At 38.9% G+C, this 20,106-nt stretch carries 13 protein-coding genes and 1 pseudogene; 9 read left to right on the top strand and 5 right to left on the bottom strand.

Features of this window, described 5'->3' with window-relative positions; all coding sequences use genetic code 11:
• The first annotated feature begins 95 nt into the window (after positions 1–95).
• The 8 genes and pseudogenes from FEE42_RS07700 (at position 96) to FEE42_RS07670 (ending at position 12,375) form a co-directional block, all read left to right on the top strand.
• Positions 96–1,430, top strand: coding sequence for a DUF4123 domain-containing protein (locus tag FEE42_RS07700; protein WP_237184411.1), 1,335 nt, complete (start codon positions 96–98; stop codon positions 1,428–1,430).
• Positions 1,423–3,612, top strand: a complete 2,190-nt coding sequence (locus FEE42_RS07695; protein ID WP_237184410.1) for an alpha/beta hydrolase — start codon at positions 1,423–1,425, stop codon at positions 3,610–3,612. Before FEE42_RS07700 ends, FEE42_RS07695 begins: the two co-directional genes overlap by 8 nt.
• The gene (locus FEE42_RS07690; protein ID WP_059368615.1) at positions 3,609–4,775 is read left to right on the top strand and encodes a WD40 repeat domain-containing protein; all 1,167 of its coding nucleotides are present in this window, start codon (positions 3,609–3,611) and stop codon (positions 4,773–4,775) included. The genes FEE42_RS07695 and FEE42_RS07690 overlap by 4 nt, the downstream gene beginning before the upstream one ends.
• A gap of 165 nt (positions 4,776–4,940) precedes the next feature.
• Positions 4,941–6,803 (top strand): hypothetical protein, encoded by a 1,863-nt coding sequence (locus FEE42_RS07685; RefSeq protein WP_164028062.1) that lies wholly within the window; start codon positions 4,941–4,943, stop codon positions 6,801–6,803.
• Positions 6,804–6,856: 53 nt separating this feature from the next.
• A pseudogene (locus FEE42_RS12870) lies at positions 6,857–6,979 on the top strand (WD40 repeat domain-containing protein); the annotation flags it as partial.
• A 113-nt stretch (positions 6,980–7,092) separates the two neighbouring features.
• Positions 7,093–7,734 carry a MerR family transcriptional regulator gene (locus tag FEE42_RS07680; RefSeq protein ID WP_164028061.1) on the top strand — a complete coding sequence of 214 codons (642 nt, stop codon included), beginning with the start codon at positions 7,093–7,095 and terminating at the stop codon, positions 7,732–7,734.
• Positions 7,731–11,180: an acyl-[ACP]--phospholipid O-acyltransferase gene (locus FEE42_RS07675; protein WP_164028060.1), complete on the top strand. Its 3,450-nt coding sequence runs from the start codon at positions 7,731–7,733 to the stop codon at positions 11,178–11,180. Before FEE42_RS07680 ends, FEE42_RS07675 begins: the two co-directional genes overlap by 4 nt.
• A gap of 43 nt (positions 11,181–11,223) precedes the next feature.
• Positions 11,224–12,375 (top strand): DUF1176 domain-containing protein, encoded by a 1,152-nt coding sequence (locus FEE42_RS07670; RefSeq protein ID WP_164028059.1) that lies wholly within the window; start codon positions 11,224–11,226, stop codon positions 12,373–12,375.
• A gap of 129 nt (positions 12,376–12,504) precedes the next feature.
• Here the strand turns inward: FEE42_RS07670 and deoD are convergent, their stop codons facing one another.
• A complete protein-coding gene (deoD, locus tag FEE42_RS07665) occupies positions 12,505–13,224 on the bottom strand; it encodes a purine-nucleoside phosphorylase (RefSeq protein ID WP_135969370.1) in 720 nt (239 codons plus the stop codon).
• An 86-nt stretch (positions 13,225–13,310) separates the two neighbouring features.
• The gene (locus tag FEE42_RS07660) at positions 13,311–14,555 is read right to left on the bottom strand and encodes a NupC/NupG family nucleoside CNT transporter (protein ID WP_059368608.1); all 1,245 of its coding nucleotides are present in this window, start codon (positions 14,553–14,555) and stop codon (positions 13,311–13,313) included.
• 492 nt (positions 14,556–15,047) lie between these two features.
• Between FEE42_RS07660 and phoA the strand changes: the two genes are divergently transcribed.
• A complete protein-coding gene (phoA, locus tag FEE42_RS07655; protein WP_059368607.1) occupies positions 15,048–16,451 on the top strand; it encodes an alkaline phosphatase in 1,404 nt (467 codons plus the stop codon).
• Between the two features lie 85 nt (positions 16,452–16,536).
• Here phoA and pdxH read toward each other — a convergent pair whose 3' ends face one another.
• From pdxH to FEE42_RS07640, 3 genes are all read right to left on the bottom strand, one after another.
• Positions 16,537–17,169: a pyridoxamine 5'-phosphate oxidase gene (pdxH, locus tag FEE42_RS07650; protein ID WP_059368606.1), complete on the bottom strand. Its 633-nt coding sequence runs from the start codon at positions 17,167–17,169 to the stop codon at positions 16,537–16,539.
• Between the two features lie 76 nt (positions 17,170–17,245).
• Positions 17,246–18,013 (bottom strand): HugZ family heme oxygenase, encoded by a 768-nt coding sequence (locus FEE42_RS07645; protein WP_059368605.1) that lies wholly within the window; start codon positions 18,011–18,013, stop codon positions 17,246–17,248.
• A gap of 362 nt (positions 18,014–18,375) precedes the next feature.
• Positions 18,376–20,016, bottom strand: coding sequence for an ABC transporter substrate-binding protein (locus FEE42_RS07640; protein WP_164028058.1), 1,641 nt, complete (start codon positions 20,014–20,016; stop codon positions 18,376–18,378).
• Positions 20,017–20,106 lie beyond the last annotated feature (90 nt).

Raw genomic sequence — 20,106 nt, 5'->3', positions numbered from 1 at the left:
GTCAATTTGACCGCTCTTTTTTTATCCCTTATTTTTATATGCTTACTTTTAGGTATAATGGTGAAGATTTTTTATACTATTTGGAGATCAATTTTATGCTCGACAATTCACCTTCTATTTGGGTTCAAGATGCTTTCCAAATTACAGATAAAAGCCAAGATAAAGTATTGATTTTGGTTCTCGGCGAGAATGAGAATATTGCAAAAAGCTATATTCAGTATTATCAGATGAAGCACCAACTTCGTTTTTCTTTCTCATTCAATATCTTACCTTTAGAAACCTACGCGCAATATCATGCAGATGAGGATTTGAGAGAAATACTTTATTCGGAAGCGCAAAAACTCTCGAAAAATCAACCGCTCTTTTTGTTTTACCCTGATCGCGATCTTCTTCCTCAAACAAATACAACCAATCTTAAAAAACAGATTTATGCTATTCCCTCTTGGCAAGAACAATGTGCCGTTTCAACATTTGCCCTATTTGAAGTACCGCCTGTTATTGAATCTTGTTTATGGAATAACGAACCTGATGATAAATGTTATGCCGTTATTCTGGCGGCAAGTGTTTGGATTTTTCCCGATTTGTTTCGTCAGGAAAGATTACGCTACGCCTGTTTATTTCAAGATGAAAAAGCCGAAACTTATGCAAAAGCGGCACCCTATTTAGTTGAGTTACCCAAAAATCATCCTGTTTTGTCCCGTTTATTTTGTCGTAACGGAGACAATCACATCGAAGGCATTAATTACGGCGAACGCAATATCGGCACTTTCTTCCGTTCGTCGGCGGATTTCGACGCACTGCTTAATCATTTCCGCAAGTGGCTGATGTTGCAGGATTATACCGGACATTGGTACTACCTGCGCTTTTTTGACCCTACAGGCTTAGAAAAGTATCTTGACCGTCTGCAAACTTACCCGACCAAACTATCTGCCTTTTTTAACGGTAGTATGATAGAAAAAATCTTTTGTATCAAAAACGGTGATGAATTAGTGGAATATGTGCCTAACATTGATTTATCGGCAGTGAAACAAGCAAAAAAACAATTTGATAAATTTGAAATCGAAGCCTTTATCGAACTGCACGATCGTTCATTATGTGAAAAAATTATTGGGGAAATTATGGTGCAATATCCCGAATTTGCTCACGCTTATGGCAAGGAGATCGTAGAAAAAACGGTCGATCATGCTTATCGTTTGGCAAAGTACGCAAAAATGAAAGGAACCATTAGTATTTTACAGTTGGCATTGGCAAATCTTATTTACGGGGATTCGGTTAATTATCTGGATCCTGAAAAGAAATTGAATGATATTTTAGTGAGCGATTTAACCGAACAAGAGAAACAGTTTTATTTAGAAAAGCGCTTTGATCAACTCGAAAAACAAGGTCGCATTCGTCATCAATTACAACCAACAGGAGCACACAATGTCTAGTGTAGATACTGCACTTAATAAGATGATGGCATCTCATCAGCCGGAACAAATTGACCGATCGACAAATATGTGTCGCGCGGATGTGACAATTTATCACCATGACAGCTTAGCTGAATACCGTAAGCTGCCGGATGGTATTGTGGTAACGGTGTTTGATAGCTCTGGTAAGGCGTATCCGGCTAAGATTGAAAGTGGTGAAAGCGTGCATAACAGCGTGCTCTGCGGTGAGATTTCGTGGCAGCTATCGAGTGGTGAAGCGGTGTCTTCAACCTATACAAAAAAAGATAACCGCCGCTTAACCGAACAATCCGAACATACGCCGCTTAAAGCCTCAGACGGGTATGTATTGATAAAAGCCCGAAATCAATCTGATGATGAATTTACTATCTCAAAAGAACCCTTGAAACAACTTGCCGATCCCTTAAAAGTACAAGTGAGCTTTACGGAAAACAAAGTAGAAGCGGTGTATTTACCGCCCCCGATTTTGGTGAATCTGCGCTTACGACAGAATGAACCGGTGGTTCAATTAAAAGAGAAGGTTATTCAGCAGCTTATTGATGACGGCGGACATGCAACATTATTTATCCATGGTTATAACGTCCCTTTGGGGAGTTTAGGGCGTTTTGCTTCAAGTGAAGAACTTGGCGAACAAATTCAATATAAGAACCAATTATCACCGGAGCAAGTTCAAAAACCTTATCTATACTATGACAATAAATTGATGAAACAGGCGGTTAATGTCGATTTACATAAGAAGTTAGAGAAAAATTATTTATCCGAAGGCGTGAGTTATACAAAAGTAGGAGATCGGGATGTTTTTGCCCTTTCTGAAGTAAATAAAAGCTATGATAAATTGTCACCGCTCCTGAATGGTAAAGAAGCCTTATCTTGGTTTCCTCATGTTGAATTTCATTTGAATCTTGCTGCTTCGGGAAAAAAGAAACTGGCGGAATTTAATCAATGGGATAAATATAGTCGGATTGTTGGCGTAACTTGGTCGGGCAGTGTCGATCCGGATTTAAATTTTTTTCGTGCGGAAATGTACGCTAATGAAGCCGGACGGGAACTTGCCGACGTGTTGAAACAGTTGCTTGAGCAAAGAGTAATAAAAATCAACATTATCACTCATTCTTTAGGGGCAAGGGTTGCACTTTCTGCCATGAATATCTTAGGCGATATGGCGGGTGAATATGATAATCGGATTGATAACCTGATTTTATGGGAACCTGCGGTGGCGGATAATGCGCTAACGAATTTGGATAATTACGATGCGAAGAAAGTATTCAATCCGCTTGCTATGGAAATTTTCCCTTATGCTCACAAAGTGCCGAAACATATTACCGTGTTATATTCACAAGAAGACGGCGTATTAGGCAGCGATCATAGTTATAGCGACTACGAACCGGTTGCGTTAATCGGCGGGGCTTATCCGAGCAAATATCTGTCTTTTACCACGGGTAATTCGGCACTAAAAGAATATTATAAAGATACGCGAATTTATGATTATGAGAAATCGGTTATTCAGATCAAACATACTTGTGATTTGTTGTATGCCGGTGCAGAGAAACAATACCGCCCCGATGAATGTGCGAAACTGCCTCATGCTTATCAAGTTAACCGTTATAAGCAAGAAATAGCAGCATTGATTCGAGAGGAGGCGGCAAGAGTGAATGATCCGGCAAACCATACCTTTATTCCGCCATTAACCTATTTAAAGCCTTGGAGCCATTTCAAATGCTTCCCTGAAGAAGTGTTAAATCACATTATTGATGTATTAATCGGAAATGCCTTGTCCGATTGGGAGAAAAGGGAAAATTATTTTAAAGTACGGGCAGCGTTGGGGCATCAGGGCGATCGGCAAACTATTGATCATTTAGATAAAAATCTTGAACGTTTATCTAAAAAACGAGACTTGATGCTACATGACACATTTATTAAAAAATTGAGGGAAGAAGAAAAAAAATTAGAATATTTTGGTCAGGTAATTGAGGAGGATGGTTCGCAACGTTACTATTTTATTTCTCATTCGGCAATGCGAACCTGGGAGTGGTTAGACTTGGATCGACATCAAGTTTTTCCATTGATTTACGAATACAGCTATAAACGGGAAATGATGGATAAGAAAATTCAAAAACATTCAAAATTTGGTCGGTATCCTAATAATTCGGGAGATGAACAATGAAAAATCTCTTTTTTTTAGTTTTATTTATCGCCTTAGGTTGGGGAGGATACTATGTGTATGAAAACCGCCATGATGTTTTTTCCAGTACCAAAGGTGTCAGAAATTTAAGTATTTCCAGTGATGGTCGGTATGTTGTGAGTGCGCATTACGGAAAAAAACTGGTACTTTGGGATATAGAAAAACGCACTAAGACAGTGCTTGCAGAAAGAGTTAATACAAACAGCCCTTATTTTATTCCGAACAGTCATGATTTTATGTGGCAGGATAAACATAATGTTGTACATATTCAAAATGTAGAGGGACAAGAGATTGCTCATTTTAAGCATTATAAAGTCGAACGGCATTTAATGAGTGAAGATCGGGCACTCTATATCAGTGCAGATCAGACGGGGGAAATTTATAAAGGTTATGGCGATGATATGACACCGATTTATACCGATACTCCAATTCGGAATTATTATAATTTTTCCTTGTCAGAAAAATATTTTTTATCCGCTTCTCCGGGCGGACCTTACGATCCTGATTCTGCGGTAGAGCTAAATCCTAAAGCAGATCCGATTCAACCGAGTGATTATAAAAAAAGCAGCTATAATGGTGTCACGTTGTGGGACCGGGAAACCTTGAAACCGGTAGCCCGTCTTGGTGGTTTTGGTGGACGCTCGGATGCCTTATTTAGTCCTGATGGAAAATGGGTTATTGGGGGGGGGGAGAACAAGCGAGATTATATGTGGTTGGTCGATAATTTAAATTACCGCCTACCATTGGCATCAATAAATGGATTTTATAATGAAGAAACCAAAACTCGTGAAACAGGAGGGAATCGCCCTATTCCTGAAGGCGTTTTACTTGCAACACCACATACTGTTGCTTATGCCTTTGTTACTGATACAGAATTTATACAGTTAACTCAAACTGGTATGAAGGATGGTACGGGGAACGATTATATGAATTTATACACAGTTGGTGATCCATGGATAAAAGCCTATGTGAACATTGGTTTTTATCCTGCGATCTCAACTAATGCTTTTGAAAAATCAAATAGTGTTGATTCCGCTCCTAAAGCTCATATCTTAGTAACGGGACAAGCGGTTCACGGCGGCATCAACGTTTACCGCTATCACCCCGATAAAATGGAATTGGAGAAAATCTGGGTAGCGTATTAGTGGGAAAGTGTGATTGGTTTTCTAAGAGTTTTTTATATTTAAAATTTAACGGGAAAATTGACCGCACTTTTTGTTTCATTACTTGGTCGGATAGCGTCGATCCGGATTTACATTAAGCTATTGTTATGATAATGCTGTATTAAAATCTCATTGTAGGAGAATGTTGTGTTTAGATTTTTCATTGGAATACTTGGTATACTTTTTCTAGGGCTTCTTATCAGCTTTGGAATGGGGTCACTCAGTATCTTTGTATTTGCTGTGTTTATCCCTTATTTCGTTATTTTCGTTTTTGCCTATTATTTTTTATATTTTATTATTCATTTTTTTTATAAAAAGCCATTTTCTAGTGAGTTTAAATTCTTTTTACTTATTCCTACAGCACTCTCTTTTTGGGGATATTATGAGCTTAATTCTTTCTATGAAGAGAAAACAAGAGTTATCGAATTAAATAAAGAGAAATTATTTCTTCGAAAAGCATTAGAAAACCTCCCTTCCAATATTGAAATTTCAGATAGATTTATTATTTCGACCCAAGATAGATTTGATAATCAAGGTAACCCTATTACTTTTAAATGGGGAGAATTAAATTTAACTAGTCTTGATGCAGATGGTTTATATAAAATTAAAGTGTCTAGCTTAAATCAACCTAAAGAATTACCAAAAGGAATGTTATGTAGTTCAGATATTATATTTGAAAGAAAAGATGAAAGTAAGCAAGATGTAGACGATAATACTTACCGCTATGAAAATTATAGATTTGATAGTTGTAAAATAAAAAATTGGATTTTAGAGTTGAATAATCAGAAGATTCAGCTAGAAAATTTTATACTCCATTCTAATGATAAAGAATATATTGGGTATAAATACGATAATATTGCTGGAGAAATAAAAAAAGCTGCGAATAAATTAAATCTTACCCATTATTGGGTTGCTGTATTAGATGGCTATGCAAGATTGGATAATGAGTGGATAGTTGATGGAATAGCTCTTCTTTTAAACGAAGAAGCACAAGTCATCTCATTATTAGGGACGATTCAGCACTCATCTGGTTTAAATAATATACAGATACAAGGTTGTTTAATTAAGCCTAGTCAGTTTGTTGCTTTACTATCTAACCCTAATAATGGAAGAACAGCTGTAGATTTGGAAGGGGTAAACACGACTTGCCCAAGTACCATAGAACCTTCATTTGCCTATTTTAATAAGCCATTAAATAGCGAAACATCATTTTATAATCGTGTCGGAGATATTCAAGAGCAAGCGAAAACACTTTTATCTCCTTTTTTATTTCCTGATCCTGATATTCGTATTGCTTGGAAAGAAGAATTGCCTCGATTATATACTATATACTCTGATAATCAGATACCGTTCTTCTGGAATAATTTAAAAATGAAAAGACTAGAGTTTAGTAATTCGTCTGCATATGTAGAATTAGCAAACGATAGTTTACTTAAATTAGAAACATTTTATTGTGCAGGAATTGCCTATTTTAAACATAATTTATATCCTATTGATAATTCCTTAACAAAGAAAAATTTTACCTTGATAGGATGTAATATTAATAATGGAAAAATGAAATTGAATAATCAAGATATTAATCTATATAGTGGTAAAGTTTCTTACTTCTTTCCAAAAAATTTATCTGTTGAAAATAATGAGTTTTTTCATCATCAGGAAGAGGATGGTAAATTAGTTTCAGATTATATAAAAATAGAGCTTGAGGAGGAATTACTCATAATGAAAGTAGAAGATAGTTTTTATTATTTAAAGAAAGCGATACTAGATAATAAGGGAAATGTGATTGCTTTATCTGGAAGGTTAGAAAATGAAAATAAAGAAGAAACATTTAGTTTAGAGAATGGTCGTTATAATGATAATGGTGTAGGATTTAAGTTATTTAATTTTTCAAAGAATGAAGTAGATATGACATTATCTTATTATCTGAGTTGCAAGGATTTTATGACTTCCCAAAAAAATAGTTATTGCGATGGTGCTATTCAACGACATACTTATGAGCTTATTCATTAATGAGAGAAAGCAAATAGTGGTTCTTGTAAAATTGTAACGGTTCAAAATTCAATAATGTCTCCTTTGCCCCAAAATCGCATATTTTAGTGACAGGACAGGCATTTCACGGCGGTATCAATGTTTACCGCTACCACCCCGACAAAATGGAATTAGAAAAAATCTGGGTGGCATATTAGTGGGAAAGTGCGGTTGGTTTTCTAAGTGTTTTTAAACTGTAAGGTAACACTATTTACTTTTTGTGATGTGAAGTATAAAATCCTTTCCACATTTAATTAATAGGGGAAGCCTTATGCTAAAAATGAATGATTTGGTGAAGCTCAGCCAAACACCGAAATCGACAGTGTTGTACTATGTAAAAGAAGGGCTATTGCCTGAACCCTTGAAAGATAAACCGAATTTTCATCTCTATGATGATCGCTGTGTGGAATTGTTGGCGTTTATTAAATATCTGCAAACCAATTTCAATGCCAGCATTTCTCAAATTAAACAACTTTTTTCCCACCCTGATTTTGACTGGCAAAATCCTTACGAAAGTTTAATTTCGTTGATTGGTATTATCATGGGGGCGGAAAATGAAACCTTTTTGCCCTCAGAACTTTGTCAAGAATTCTCAATTTCAGAAACCGAATTGCAAGCTATGGTCGATGACGCTTTGCTTAACCCGCGTGAGGGTGTTTTTACGGCAAAAGAGCGGGATATTCTAGCCATTGTTTGCCGTTGTAATGAGGCGGAACGTGAAATGGTGAAAACCTATTTACAAACCGCGAAAATGCTTGCGACACAAGAAGTAAATCTCACCTTATCAGCGCTAAAAGACAGTGGGAAAAAAGATGAAAAACTTAAACATCTTTTTGATTTACTGTTGGTGCTGAAGCCTTATGTATTCAATATGCAAACTTTAAAAATTTACCAAACGGAGAGTGTGAAATGAAACTCTTAAAATATGCGGGTTTTGTGCCTTATTTGGCGATTGCTTTTTTGAATGCGAGCGTGGATCTCGCCCACAAAATCACGATTCAAAATGTGTTGCTGAAAAGTTTTGAAGGCAATACGTTAGTAGTACTAACCGCGTTAATCAACGCAATGATTTTATTACCCTTTATTTTTCTTTTTTCACCTTCGGCATTTATTAATGATAAATTCTGTCGCACCAGGGTGATTCGCTGGAGCAGCTTGGCTGTGGTGGGTATTTCAACGGCAATTTTATTCAGTTATGTGATTGGCGAATTTTATCTTGCCTTTGCCTTAACACTGATTTTGGCAGCGCAAAGTGCGGTCTATTCTCCGGCTAAATATAGCCTTATCAAATCCATTGTCGGCACGGAAAACATCGGGTTTGCCAACGGCGTGATTCAGGCTTTAACCATTGTGGCGATTTTGTTTAGTTCTTTTGCGTTTTCGATTTTCTTTGAAAGTTATTATGTGCCCTCTAATGATCCGAATGAGGTGCTACAAAGCGTTTGGATGATTGGCATAGGTTTAGTCGTGTTTAGTTCCCTTGAAGCGTTTTTCGCTTTCAAAATTCCTTTCTTTCCACAAGAAAAAGAAGAAAATGAAACATTCTCTGCCGCAAAATATTTCTCTTTCGGTTATTTGAAAGACAACCTCCGTACCTTGCGTAGCGATAAAAATATTTGGTTAAGTGTGATTGGCTTGAGCCTTTTCTGGGGCGTTGCTCAAGTGATTGTGGCGGCATTCCCCGCCCATTACAAAGCGCTGTTTAATGCGGATAATGCGGTGATTATTCAAGCTATTTTGGCGGTAAGCGGTTTGGGATTAATCATCGGGTCTTACCTTGCCGGGCGTGCTTCCCGATTACATATTGAATTAGGCATTGTACCGGTTGGTGCATTGGGTATTTTTGTTTCGATCTTTGGTTTAACACTGGTGAGTACCAATGTCTCATTGATGTTATGTTCCTTCGGATTTGGTTTTTTTGGCGGTTTATTTATCGTGCCGTTAAATTCGACCATTCAATATTTCGCCCCTGAAAAAATCAGCGGCAAAATTTTGGCGGGTAACAACTTTATCCAAAATGTCTTTATGGTCGGCTTTTTACTACTTAGCATTGTATTCGTCGAATTTAGCCTTTACACTGCCGGTATTTTTTTAACGATTTCTGTGGTTTGCTTATTAGGCAGCCTTTATGCGATGTGGCAACTTCCACATTTATTCGTCCGTTTGTTACTCTTGCCCTTGTTGAAGACCAATTACCGTTTCCACGTAGAGGGATTAAAAAATCTCCCGCAAAGTGGCGGTGTGTTAATGTTGGGTAACCACATTAGCTGGATTGACTGGATGGTGTTGCAGGCAGCAAGTCCTCGAGCGATTAAATTCGTGATGTTCCGTCCGATTTACAATAAATGGTATTTGACTTGGTTCCTACGTGTTTTCCGTGTGATCCCTATTGGTGCGGGTTCAAGCCGAGAGTCCATTGAAACAATTCGTGAATATTTGTTGCGTGGTGAAGTGGTAGCGTTATTTCCGGAAGGACATATCAGCTACAACGGTCAGATCAATGAGTTTAAAAAAGGCTTTGAACACGTATTAAAAGACTTGGATAACGTGACGACCGTACCGTTTTATTTACGTGGCTTATGGGGTAGCAGTTTTTCCCGCGCGGATAGTTTCTATAAAAATCTCACGAAAAAACAAGGCAAACGTGAAATTTTAGTGGCGTTCGGTAAACCGATTCACGGCTTTATTGATGCGGTGGCGATGAAACAAAAAGTGCTTGAGCTTTCTTTCTCTGTGTGGGAAAAAGTGATAGCAAAACGCAAACCGATCACACACCATTGGTTGAACAGCGCGAAATCCAACTTGTTCAAGGAATGTGTGGTAGACGGGCAGGGTATGAAACTGAATAACCTCAAGTTTATCGCTGCCGTGTTGATGTTCGGCAAACAACTTAAACACACTTTAGGTAATGAGAAAAATGTTGGTGTGTTGTTGCCAAGCTCGGCTATCGGAGCCATTGTGAATATGGCATTGATGGTGATGGGGAAAGTGCCGGTCAATTTGAATTATACCCTCAGCCCTGAAGTGATGGAAAAAGCCCTTGCCAAAGCAAATATTAACAAGGTTATTACTGCGGAGAAATTCTTAAATAAACTGAATGCTAAAGGCTTTGCCTTTGATGAAGTATTGGCGGGAAAAACAATTTTTGCGGAACAATTAGGCAAGAAAATGACAAAAAGTGAGAAAGTGCGGTCATTTTTAACGGCGTTTTTCGCCCCACGTTGGTGGATTAAATTAATGTATTTTGCTGATGTGCGTTTGAATGACACGGCAACGATTTTATTCAGCAGCGGTAGTGAAGGTACGCCAAAGGGCATTGAATTAAGCCATAAAAACTTGCTCACTAATATCAAACAGGTGAGTGAATTACTTAACTTTCAAGAAGATGACGTTATTTTAAATTCTTTACCGATCTTTCACTCTTTTGGTTTAACGGTAACCACCTTAATGCCGTTGTGTGAAGGAATCAAAATGGTGAGTGTTGCTGATCCGACCGATGGCGCAGAAGTGGGCAAAATGTGTGCCCGCCATAATGTGAGTATTATATTTGGTACCTCAACATTCTTCCGTTTATACGCCCGTAATAAAAAATTGCATCCATTAATGTTACAAAGTGTGCGAATGGTGATTGCCGGCGCGGAAAAATTGAAAGCGGATGTGAAAGAAGCCTTCCGTTTGAAATTCGGTTTAGAAATCTACGAGGGATACGGGGCGACGGAAACGGCACCGGTTGCAAGCGTGAATATGCCAAATATTTTAGATCCCGATAGTTTAAAAGAATTTACCTTTAATAAAGTGGGAACCGTAGGTATGCCATTGCCTGGTACAATTATCAAAATTGTCGATCCGAATACTTTAGTAGCATTGCCAACGGGCGAAGACGGGTTGATTTTGATTGGCGGTGGACAAGTGATGAAAGGTTATTTGGCTGACCCTGAAAAAACTAATGAAGTCATTGTCGAACTTGACGGCGTGCGTTATTACAAAACCGGTGACAAAGGGCATATTGATGAAAACGGCTTTATCACCATTGTGGATCGCTATTCCCGTTTCGCAAAAATCGGGGGAGAGATGATTAGTCTCGGCAGTGTGGAAGAAAATATCGCTCAAGTGTTGAACGATGAAAACCAATTTGTTGCTATTGCTGTGAATGATGAGAAAAAAGGCGAAAGTGTCGTGTTGTTAGTGAAATCGCTGCTCAGTCTTGAGGAAATTAATACTCGCATTAAATCCCTCAACGTACCGCCAATTATGCTCCCAAGCCAAGTATTCTTAGTCAATGAAATACCGCTTCTCGGCAGTGGAAAAGTGGATTTTAAAGGTGCGAAGAAATTGGCTGAGGAAATATTAAGTGCATAAAGTAAAAGAGCGGTCAGATTTTGAAATTTGATCGCTTAGGTTTATGGCTATCGGAATTAACAAAACCGTTAAGATTAACTTTATTTTTACTGAGCGATGCTCTGACCGGGAGGAAATTATGGGAAATTGGCGAATTGTATTATTCGGCTTTTATATGCTCGGACAATGCACCATGGGGCAAGCGTTAGAGGGGATCCGATTTCAGCATAAAGATTGGGAATTGGCCTGTGATAATATCGGAACTTGCCGTATGGCAGGCTATGGTTCGTCTGAAGGAGAAGAATCGTTCCCAGTCTCTTTATACATCGAACGAAAGGCAGGTAATGAGGCATTAATCGGTTTAGCCCGCATTGAGGAATACGCTTATGACGAGAGAGAAAAAGAGCGTACTTTACAGGCGGAATTATGGGTAGATCAAAAAAATTTGGGTATTATCAAATTTGATCAAAAAGATGAGTGGAATTTAGAATATTTTGCACGTTTAAATCCTGAACAAACTCACTCAGTTATTTATAGCTTAGTGAAGAAATCAAGCCAAATTGAATTGAAAACCCCTAAGCAAGTATGGAGAATTTCTGATCAGGGCGTTACTGCTGTTATGCTTAAAGCCGATGAATTTCAAAAGCGACGGGATACCCCCTCAGCATTTTTAAAGAAAAGAAATAGCCATTCTCCCGTATTAGAACAAATTGATAAACCCATTGTAAATATTCCTAAGTTCCATACTGACCGAGAACAGATTTTTAAGTTTGACTCTCCAACAGGACAACGCTTGCTTAAATTGTTAAAGTCGATTGGCGGTATTGATGGAGGGTGTTCTCGATTATCTGAGGATGATGAATATAATTGCTTTTCGGTTTATGAACTTAGTGAGGGGAAGAAACTGGTTGAGGCCGCTTGTGAACTTTTTGCATACAATGATTGGATTTTGTCGGTTGTGATGAATCATGACTTGACTAAAATTGAGCAGGAGGTCTCGACTGTAGGGGAGTATAACGGTTATGAAGGCAAAGGGATTATTTCTTCAAAGATGAAATGGCGTGGATTGGGAGATTGTTGGTCAATCAGAAAGGCAGCTTGGAACGGAAAGGTGTTTGAACCTATTTTGAATACAGATACGGGAATGTGTAGAGGTTTTGTCGGAGGCGCTTGGAATATGCCGACTTATGTCGCTGATATTAATTATCTTCCCTAGACTAAATGACACTCTCCATATTTCATTAGGCTGTATCTAATATTAAACGGAATGAAAAAAGACGAATAATCGTCACTATTAAAAGAGCGGTCAAACTTGACCGCTCTTTTTTACTGCTTAGTCTGTAAATTATGCGTTTTTGTCGTCAATTAAAATACTTTCTAATGCGATTTCAATCATTTCGTTGAAGGTTAATTGGCGCTCCTCCGCACTGGTTTGTTCGTGAGTTCGAATGTGGTCGGAAACCGTACAGATGGTTAATGCACGGGCGCCGAATTCAGCCGCTACGCCGTAGATTCCTGCAGCTTCCATTTCCACACCAAGAATGCCGTATTTTTCCATCACATCGAACATTTCAACATCCGGTGTGTAGAATAAATCTGCTGAGAACAAATTCCCGACTTTCACCGCAATGCCTTTCTCTTTTGCCGCTGCAACTGCCGCACTTGTTAAACCGAAATCGGCAATAGCGGCAAAGTCATTATCTTTAAAACGGATACGGTTTACTTTAGAGTCCGTACAAGCCCCTAACCCAATCACGACATCACGCAATTTGACATCCATTTTTACTGCGCCACAAGAACCGACACGAATGAGCTTTTTCACGCCATATTCGGTAATTAATTCTTTAGTGTAGATTGAGCAAGATGGAATCCCCATACCGTGTCCCATTACTGAGATTTTACGACCTTTATAGGTGCCTGTGAAACCAAGCATATTGCGTACATTGGTGACTTCTTTAGCATCATCTAAAAATGTTTCTGCGATATATTTCGCACGAAGCGGATCTCCCGGCATTAATACCGCATCAGCAAATGCACCTTCAGGTGCGTTGATATGTGGAGTCATTGTATTTACCTCTTTTTTGACAATAATGAAAAGAAACGCACCACGTTAATCGTGGTGCAAAATGTGGCGGGATTTGACCGCACTTATTATAGTGCGCCACTTAATCCGATGAAAAGACCGGCAATGGTGGCACTCATTAAGTTGGCTAATGTTCCTCCGATAACTGCTTTTAATCCTAAACGGGCGATATCGCCACGGCGATTCGGTGCCATACCGCCCAAGCCGCCAATTAGGATGGCGATAGAGCTAAAGTTTGCAAAGCCACAGAGCGCGAAAGTGATAATGGCTTTGGTTTTTTCAGTTAATACGACGGGTGTATCCGGTTGTAAATATTTTGTGAATTCAAGGTAGCCAACGAATTCATTCACGGCTAATTTCATCCCGATCATTTGTCCTGCAATGCCAGATTCTTCCCAAGACACCCCGATTAAGTAGGCAAGAGGTTTAAAAATCCAGCCGAAGATGGTTTGTAAGGTTAAATCGCCATAACCAAACCAGCCGCCGATACCGCCTAAAATACCATTAATTAGGGCAATTAAGGCTACAAAAGCGATTAACATTGCGCCGACATTGAGTGCTAATTGCATACCGGCACTTGCGCCACTCGCCATAGCTTCCAGCACATTGGACGGTTTTTCGCTGTCGTCGGCTTCCGGTTGAGAATCAATGAACTGTTGGGTTTGTGGATAAAGAATTTTGGCAAATAATAATCCTGCAGGAGCCGCCATAAAGGATGCTGCGATCAAATAATTAAGCGGTACGCCCATGCCTGCGTAGCCTGCCATGACCGAGCCGGCGATAGAAGCCAATCCGCCTACCATAATGGCGAATAATTCGGATTCCGTCATACGGCTGATATAAGGTTTCACCACTAATGGTGCTTCTGTTTGTCCAACGAAAATATTGGCAGCGGCAGACATAGATTCTGCTTTTGATGTACCTAATAGCCTTTGCAAGGCACCACCAATGATTCTAATCACCAATTGCATAATGCCTAAGTAATAAAGCACGGAAATTAATCCGGAGAAGAAGACGATAATCGGTAATACTTTCACCGCAAAAATAAAGCCTACATTGCTTGGATCTGCCAATCCGCCAAAGACGAAGTTAATCCCTTCATTACCGTAAGCAATTACGTTAGCTACGGCATCGGCGGTTGTGCCCAATACTTTTCGACCAGCCGGTACATATAAAATAAGGGCTGCAAATCCAATTTGGATTACGAACGCCCCTAGTACTGTTCGCCAATTAATCGCACGACGATTATTTGAGAATAATAATGCGATGGCAATTAATACCACCATGCCAAGAATGCTCATTAAAACGTCCATAGTAAACCTCAATTATTAAAGATAAAAACTTGCGCTATTTTACTGTTTTTTTGCCTAATCGTGTGAACTTTTTCCCAAAAAAGTAATGTAATTATCTAATAAATTATTAATCTGTGATCGATACCCTATTTTGCCTTGAAACTTTTATTGGTATGTATTCGGGATAACCAACAATTCCGATGTGATGTAGTAAGCGTACAAAATAAAAAAATTTAAACAATACGTAGGGAGTTGTAGATGGTTTTTTGTAACTTATTGAAATTATTGGTGTTAAATACACGGATGTTTTTATGCTCAGATTGAAATATCGGTTTTGTATATTTGCTATATAACACCAAAAAATTCTTTATAAAAAATGACCGCACTTTCCTACTCTATGGTATGTGAAATTAACCGATTGTTGAAATATTACGGATTCCTATTTAATGTCATCAAAGTGTCATAATGCTTTTTTAGAATGCCTTCGTTCAATTCATACGATAGGAGAAAAAAATGAAATTGAAATCAATAGGAAAACAAGCATTATTAGGTTTATCTTTGAATGCTCTTATGTTATCTGTGAATGCGGTTGAGCCGAGTACAGTGAATAATGATATTTCCCAACGAGGTGGAGCCAAGCGTTTAGTAGAAAGTAAAAAATCGGTATTAAGCGAGTTACTGGAAAAAAATCAGGTTAAAAATGTTATTTTATTAATTGGCGACGGCATGGGCGATTCTGAAATTACCATTGCTCGAAATTATGCGGAAGGGGCGGCTGGTTCGTTTAAAGGAATTGATGCTTTGCCTTTTTCCGGTCATATCACGACTTATGCGCTTGATAAAGAGACAAAACTTGTCGAACAGGTGACGGATTCTGCGGCTTCGGCGACAGCTTGGACATCGGGAATTAAAACCTACAATGGTGCGATAGGTGTGGATGTTTACGGAAAACCTGTAATAAACCTGGCGGAAATTGCCAAAAAATTGGGGAAAGGTACGGGTAATATCACCACTGCTGAAATTCAAGATGCAACTCCTGCCTCACTTTTAGCTCATATTAGTCACCGAAAATGTTATGGTCCGACTGCGACCGCTGAACGTTGTCCGGAAAGTGCTTTAGAAAACGGTGGTTTAGGTTCTATTACAGAGCAATTTTTATCTAATCCTCCGGATATTGTTTTTGGCGGCGGACGTAAAACCTTTGATGAAAAGCCTAATGCTGGAGAATTTAAAGACCGTACATTATGGCAGCAAGCGGTTGATAAAGGGTTTAGTTTAGTGAATAACCTTGAAGGATTAAATAAACTGGATAAAAACAATAAGTTTCCTATTCTAGGTTTATTCTCCGCCGGAAATATGCCCGTTCGTTGGTTAGGCGGACAAGCTACGTTTGAGGGAAATCATGCTAATCCGATAGAGTGTAAAGCGAACCCGGAACGTGATGTAACAATTCCAAATTTAGCTCAGATGACAGAAAAAGCCATTGAGTTACTACAGGAGAATCCGAACGGCTTTTTCCTACAAGTTGAGGGGGCTTCTATTGATAAGCAAGATCATAAAGCGAACCCTTGTGGGCAAATTGGTGAAACCGTTGATTTAGATGAAGCGGTACAATCAGCCTTGGAATTTGCCCGCAAAGATGGACAAACTTTAGTGATTGTTACAGCGGATCACGCTCACACTAGCCAATTAGTGCCGAATAAAGCGAAACCGGCAGGTTTAACTCAAACGCTTAAAGCAAAAGATAATTCAATCATGACGGTTAGTTACGGCACAGGAAAAGAGGCTGATGATCAACAGCATACAGGAAGCCAACTTCGCATTGCCGCATACGGCCCGAAAGCTTATGAATTTTCAGGATTGCTGGATCAAACGGATATTTTCTTTATCATTAAACAGGCATTACAAGGTAAATAATTTATTAATTACAACTTAGAGTATAAGCAAAGGGAGGCATAGGGATGTGCCCCCTTTTTTATTTTTTATGAGCGTTAATTGTTATTTAAGGTGAAAGGCGTTCGCGAATCCAACTATTATTTTCGAGACGATATTGAATGCGATCATGTAAACGACTTGGACGACCCTGCCAGAATTCTACACAATCCGGTATAACTATGTAGCCGCCCCAATGTGTGGGACGTGGTACGTGAATCGGGTATTTAGCGGCAATAAGTGCGGCTTTTGCCAATAAAGATTTATAGCCGGAAATGACCGCACTTTGTTTGCTTGCCCAAGCACCAATTCGGCTTGTATAAGGTCGGCTGGCAAAATATTCATCGGATTGTTGATCTGAAATTTTAACGGCTTTGCCTTCAATACGAACTTGGCGTTCCAGCTCAGGCCAAAAGAAAGTCAGGGCAACATAAGGATTATGCTCGACTGATCGTCCTTTTTTACTATGATAGTTGGTGAAAAAGACAAAACCCTGTTGATTGACTTCTTTGAGCAATACCATACGACTACTCGGTTTGCCGTTTTCATCCACCGTTGCAACATTCATCGCCGTTGGTTCATTGACTTGGCTGGTGATGGCTTCATTCATCCATAATTCAAATTGTGAAATTGGATTTTCGTTACAATCGTATTGGGATAGCACTCGTTTACGGTACTCTTCTCGAATATTATGCAAATCCATTTTTATCTCCTTTTGCAAGAAAAAGCCCCAGTGAAAATACTGAGGCTAGGATAGATCTTGTAAAAACGTTCGTCAATTAAGATTGGTTAGCGGTCGCTTTTTCGTGTGGGTTGCCTTTAACACCAATGTGTGAAATTTCCCCATTCGGAGTGATTGAGTAGGCTTGGCCAAAACCTCGCACAAAACGCCCTGCACCAAAAGTTAATTCAATAAGATCAAAATCGGTAAAGTCTCTAATCGTTTTAATACCGCTAACGTTATTCATGGTTTCGGCTAATTTATCAAGGGCTTTTTCTACGATTGGATCTTCTCTTGGTATGAATCGGGCAGTAGCTTTGTAGCGAAGGCGGGTACGTACAATAATTGATTTGGCTTGGCTTTCGTCTTCTAAAAACATGACTTCAACTTGATTTGGATTTCGTTTCAGATTGTCGTAATGTTCTGCAACGGCACTGATATAAATATAATTTTTACCATCAAGAGAAATGATGGGCGCATAAGAAGCAATCGGTGCGCCTTCAGCATCAAGTGTTGAAAGTACACAGCTTTTCACACTTTGCCGAAATTCATCAATTTTTGCTTTAATTCGGCCATAGTTTTCCACGGGTTTATTTTCGACACAGAGCGTAATGATGGCTTGTTTGATTGAATTTTCATCTGTAGGTTGAGGGAATTCTATGCGTAGTTTTTTGCCATTGTTGTATTCAAAATCTAAACCGCCAAAATCAACATTAATCAGTTTGATTTCGGTGATTTCTTTTTCTCCACCAAATTTTTTACAAAGCGCAAGCATATCATCTTGATGATGATCATTCATGTGAGTGATAATTCGATTGAAATCCATTTGAACTCCTATTTTTTGTCAATGATTTTTTAATCATTTCACGATGTGATAAATAAAAGAAATAGCGAACTCATTATACGGAAGAAAAAAAGATTTTATAGCTAATTTGCAAAATATAATTATTCTTATTTGAGGAGAGAGGGGAATAGGAGGCTAATACAGTATTGGTAGCAGTTGCACAAACCTAATTTAGGATTTATTTGTAGGAATACACTGCGTGTGTTTGTTTATAACATACTAAAATAAGTTGGTTTTATAACGGACACACGAAGTGTGTCCCCACATTTTGTTGAAATTCCTTGCTACATAATATCGGGGTAAGAAAAAAGTGCGGTTAATTTTAACCGCACTTTCATTAGTCATTATTTGCCATCAACACTCACGCCATAAAAGGCATCATAGCCGAATGGGCTTTGAACATAGCCTTTAACACGTGGGCTTAGTGGTGAAAATCCGACGGAGTGAGCAACTGGAATCCAAGGTGCTTGTTCGTGGACGATAACCTGAGCTTGTTTATAAAGTGCAGCACGCTCCTCTTTATTGGTTAAACTGAGCGCTTTGTCTAATAAGGCATCAAATTCAGGATTTTTGAAACGGGCATAATTTGAGTTTCCCGCATTCGCGCTGGCTAATAGTGGTGATAAGAAATTATCCGGATCACCGTTATCGCCTGACCAACCAAAAATACCTGCCGTTAATTCACCGACTTTTGCCCGTTTTTGGTAATCCGCCCATTCATAAGTTACCGGATTGGTTTTTACCCCCACTTTTGCCCAGTCAGCCATAATCAGTTCAGCCATACGTTTTGGATTTGGGTTTGATGAGCGAATCACCGGTTGAATCCAGAAATCAGTTTCAAAGCCATTCGGATAGCCTGCTTCTACTAAGAGTTGTTTCGCTTTCTCGGGATTATATGGATAATCTTGAACCTCATCGTTATAACTCCAAATAGTTGGTGGCAACGGATTTTTTGCCGGTGTGCCGGCGCCTTGATACACAGCATCAATAATGGCTTTTTTATCCACCGCATAATTTAATGCCTGACGCACTTTTACGTTGTCAAAAGGTGCTTTTTCTGTGTTAAATGCGATATAGGCTACGTTCAAGCCTTTTTGTTCCAAGAGCTGTACTTTCGGATCGGTTTTCATTTTTGCCAAATCCGCCACATTTGGGAATAAAATTAAATCGCAAGTTCCTGATTGTAATTTTGCATAACGGGTGGAAGCATCCGGTACGATACTGATCACTAAGCGATCGAGCGGTGTACGTCCTTTCCAGTAATTTTCATTTGCCACATATTGTGCCGCCTGATCAATTTTATAGTCCACAAAGACAAACGGACCCGTCCCCACAGGACGGTTATCAATGGTTTCCGGTTTACCTGCTTTTAGCATCTCATCCGCATACTCTGCAGAATAAATGGAAATAAAATCCATCCCTAAACTTGCTAAGAACGTCGCATCTTTTTTATTTAAGGTAATACGAACAGTATTGTCATCCACTTTCTCTACGGATTTTAATAAATCAGGAAATTTCATTGCTTTGAAATAGGGATAAGTACCTTTTGATACATTGTGATAAGGATGATTTGGATCTAACTGGCGTTGGAATGAAAAAAGTACATCATCGGCATTGAAATCACGGCTTGGCGTAAATTCCTTGGTGGTATGGAATTTTACCCCTTTACGGAGATGAAACGTATAAGTTAAACCGTCCTCGCTAATGTCCCAACTTTCTGCTAAGGCAGGCTCAATATCCGTTGAACCTTTTTTAAACTCTACCAATCGGTTATATACTTGCTGTGAACTCGCATTATAAGAGGTGCCTTCCATCACAAGTGCAGGACTAAAACCCAATGGTGCTTTCGCTGTGCAATACACAAAAGTATTGTTTGATGATGAAACATTTGCTGCTTGAGCATTTTTATCAGGAGAACCGAATTGATCACAAGCTGCTAAAAGTAATGAAGCAGCCGTAAATGTTAGGCTTGTTTTTAATTTCATAGTTGTGTCCTCATTTTTAATTAGATTGGTAGAAGGTATGGTTCTTGATGAGTAGCTCATAAATAGCAATTTATAATTAAGCTTAGCAAC

It is taken from the genome of Rodentibacter caecimuris, assembly GCF_010587025.1.
GTDB lineage: Bacteria > Pseudomonadota > Gammaproteobacteria > Enterobacterales > Pasteurellaceae > Rodentibacter > Rodentibacter caecimuris.
This window is presented reverse-complemented; position numbering and strand designations above follow the sequence as displayed.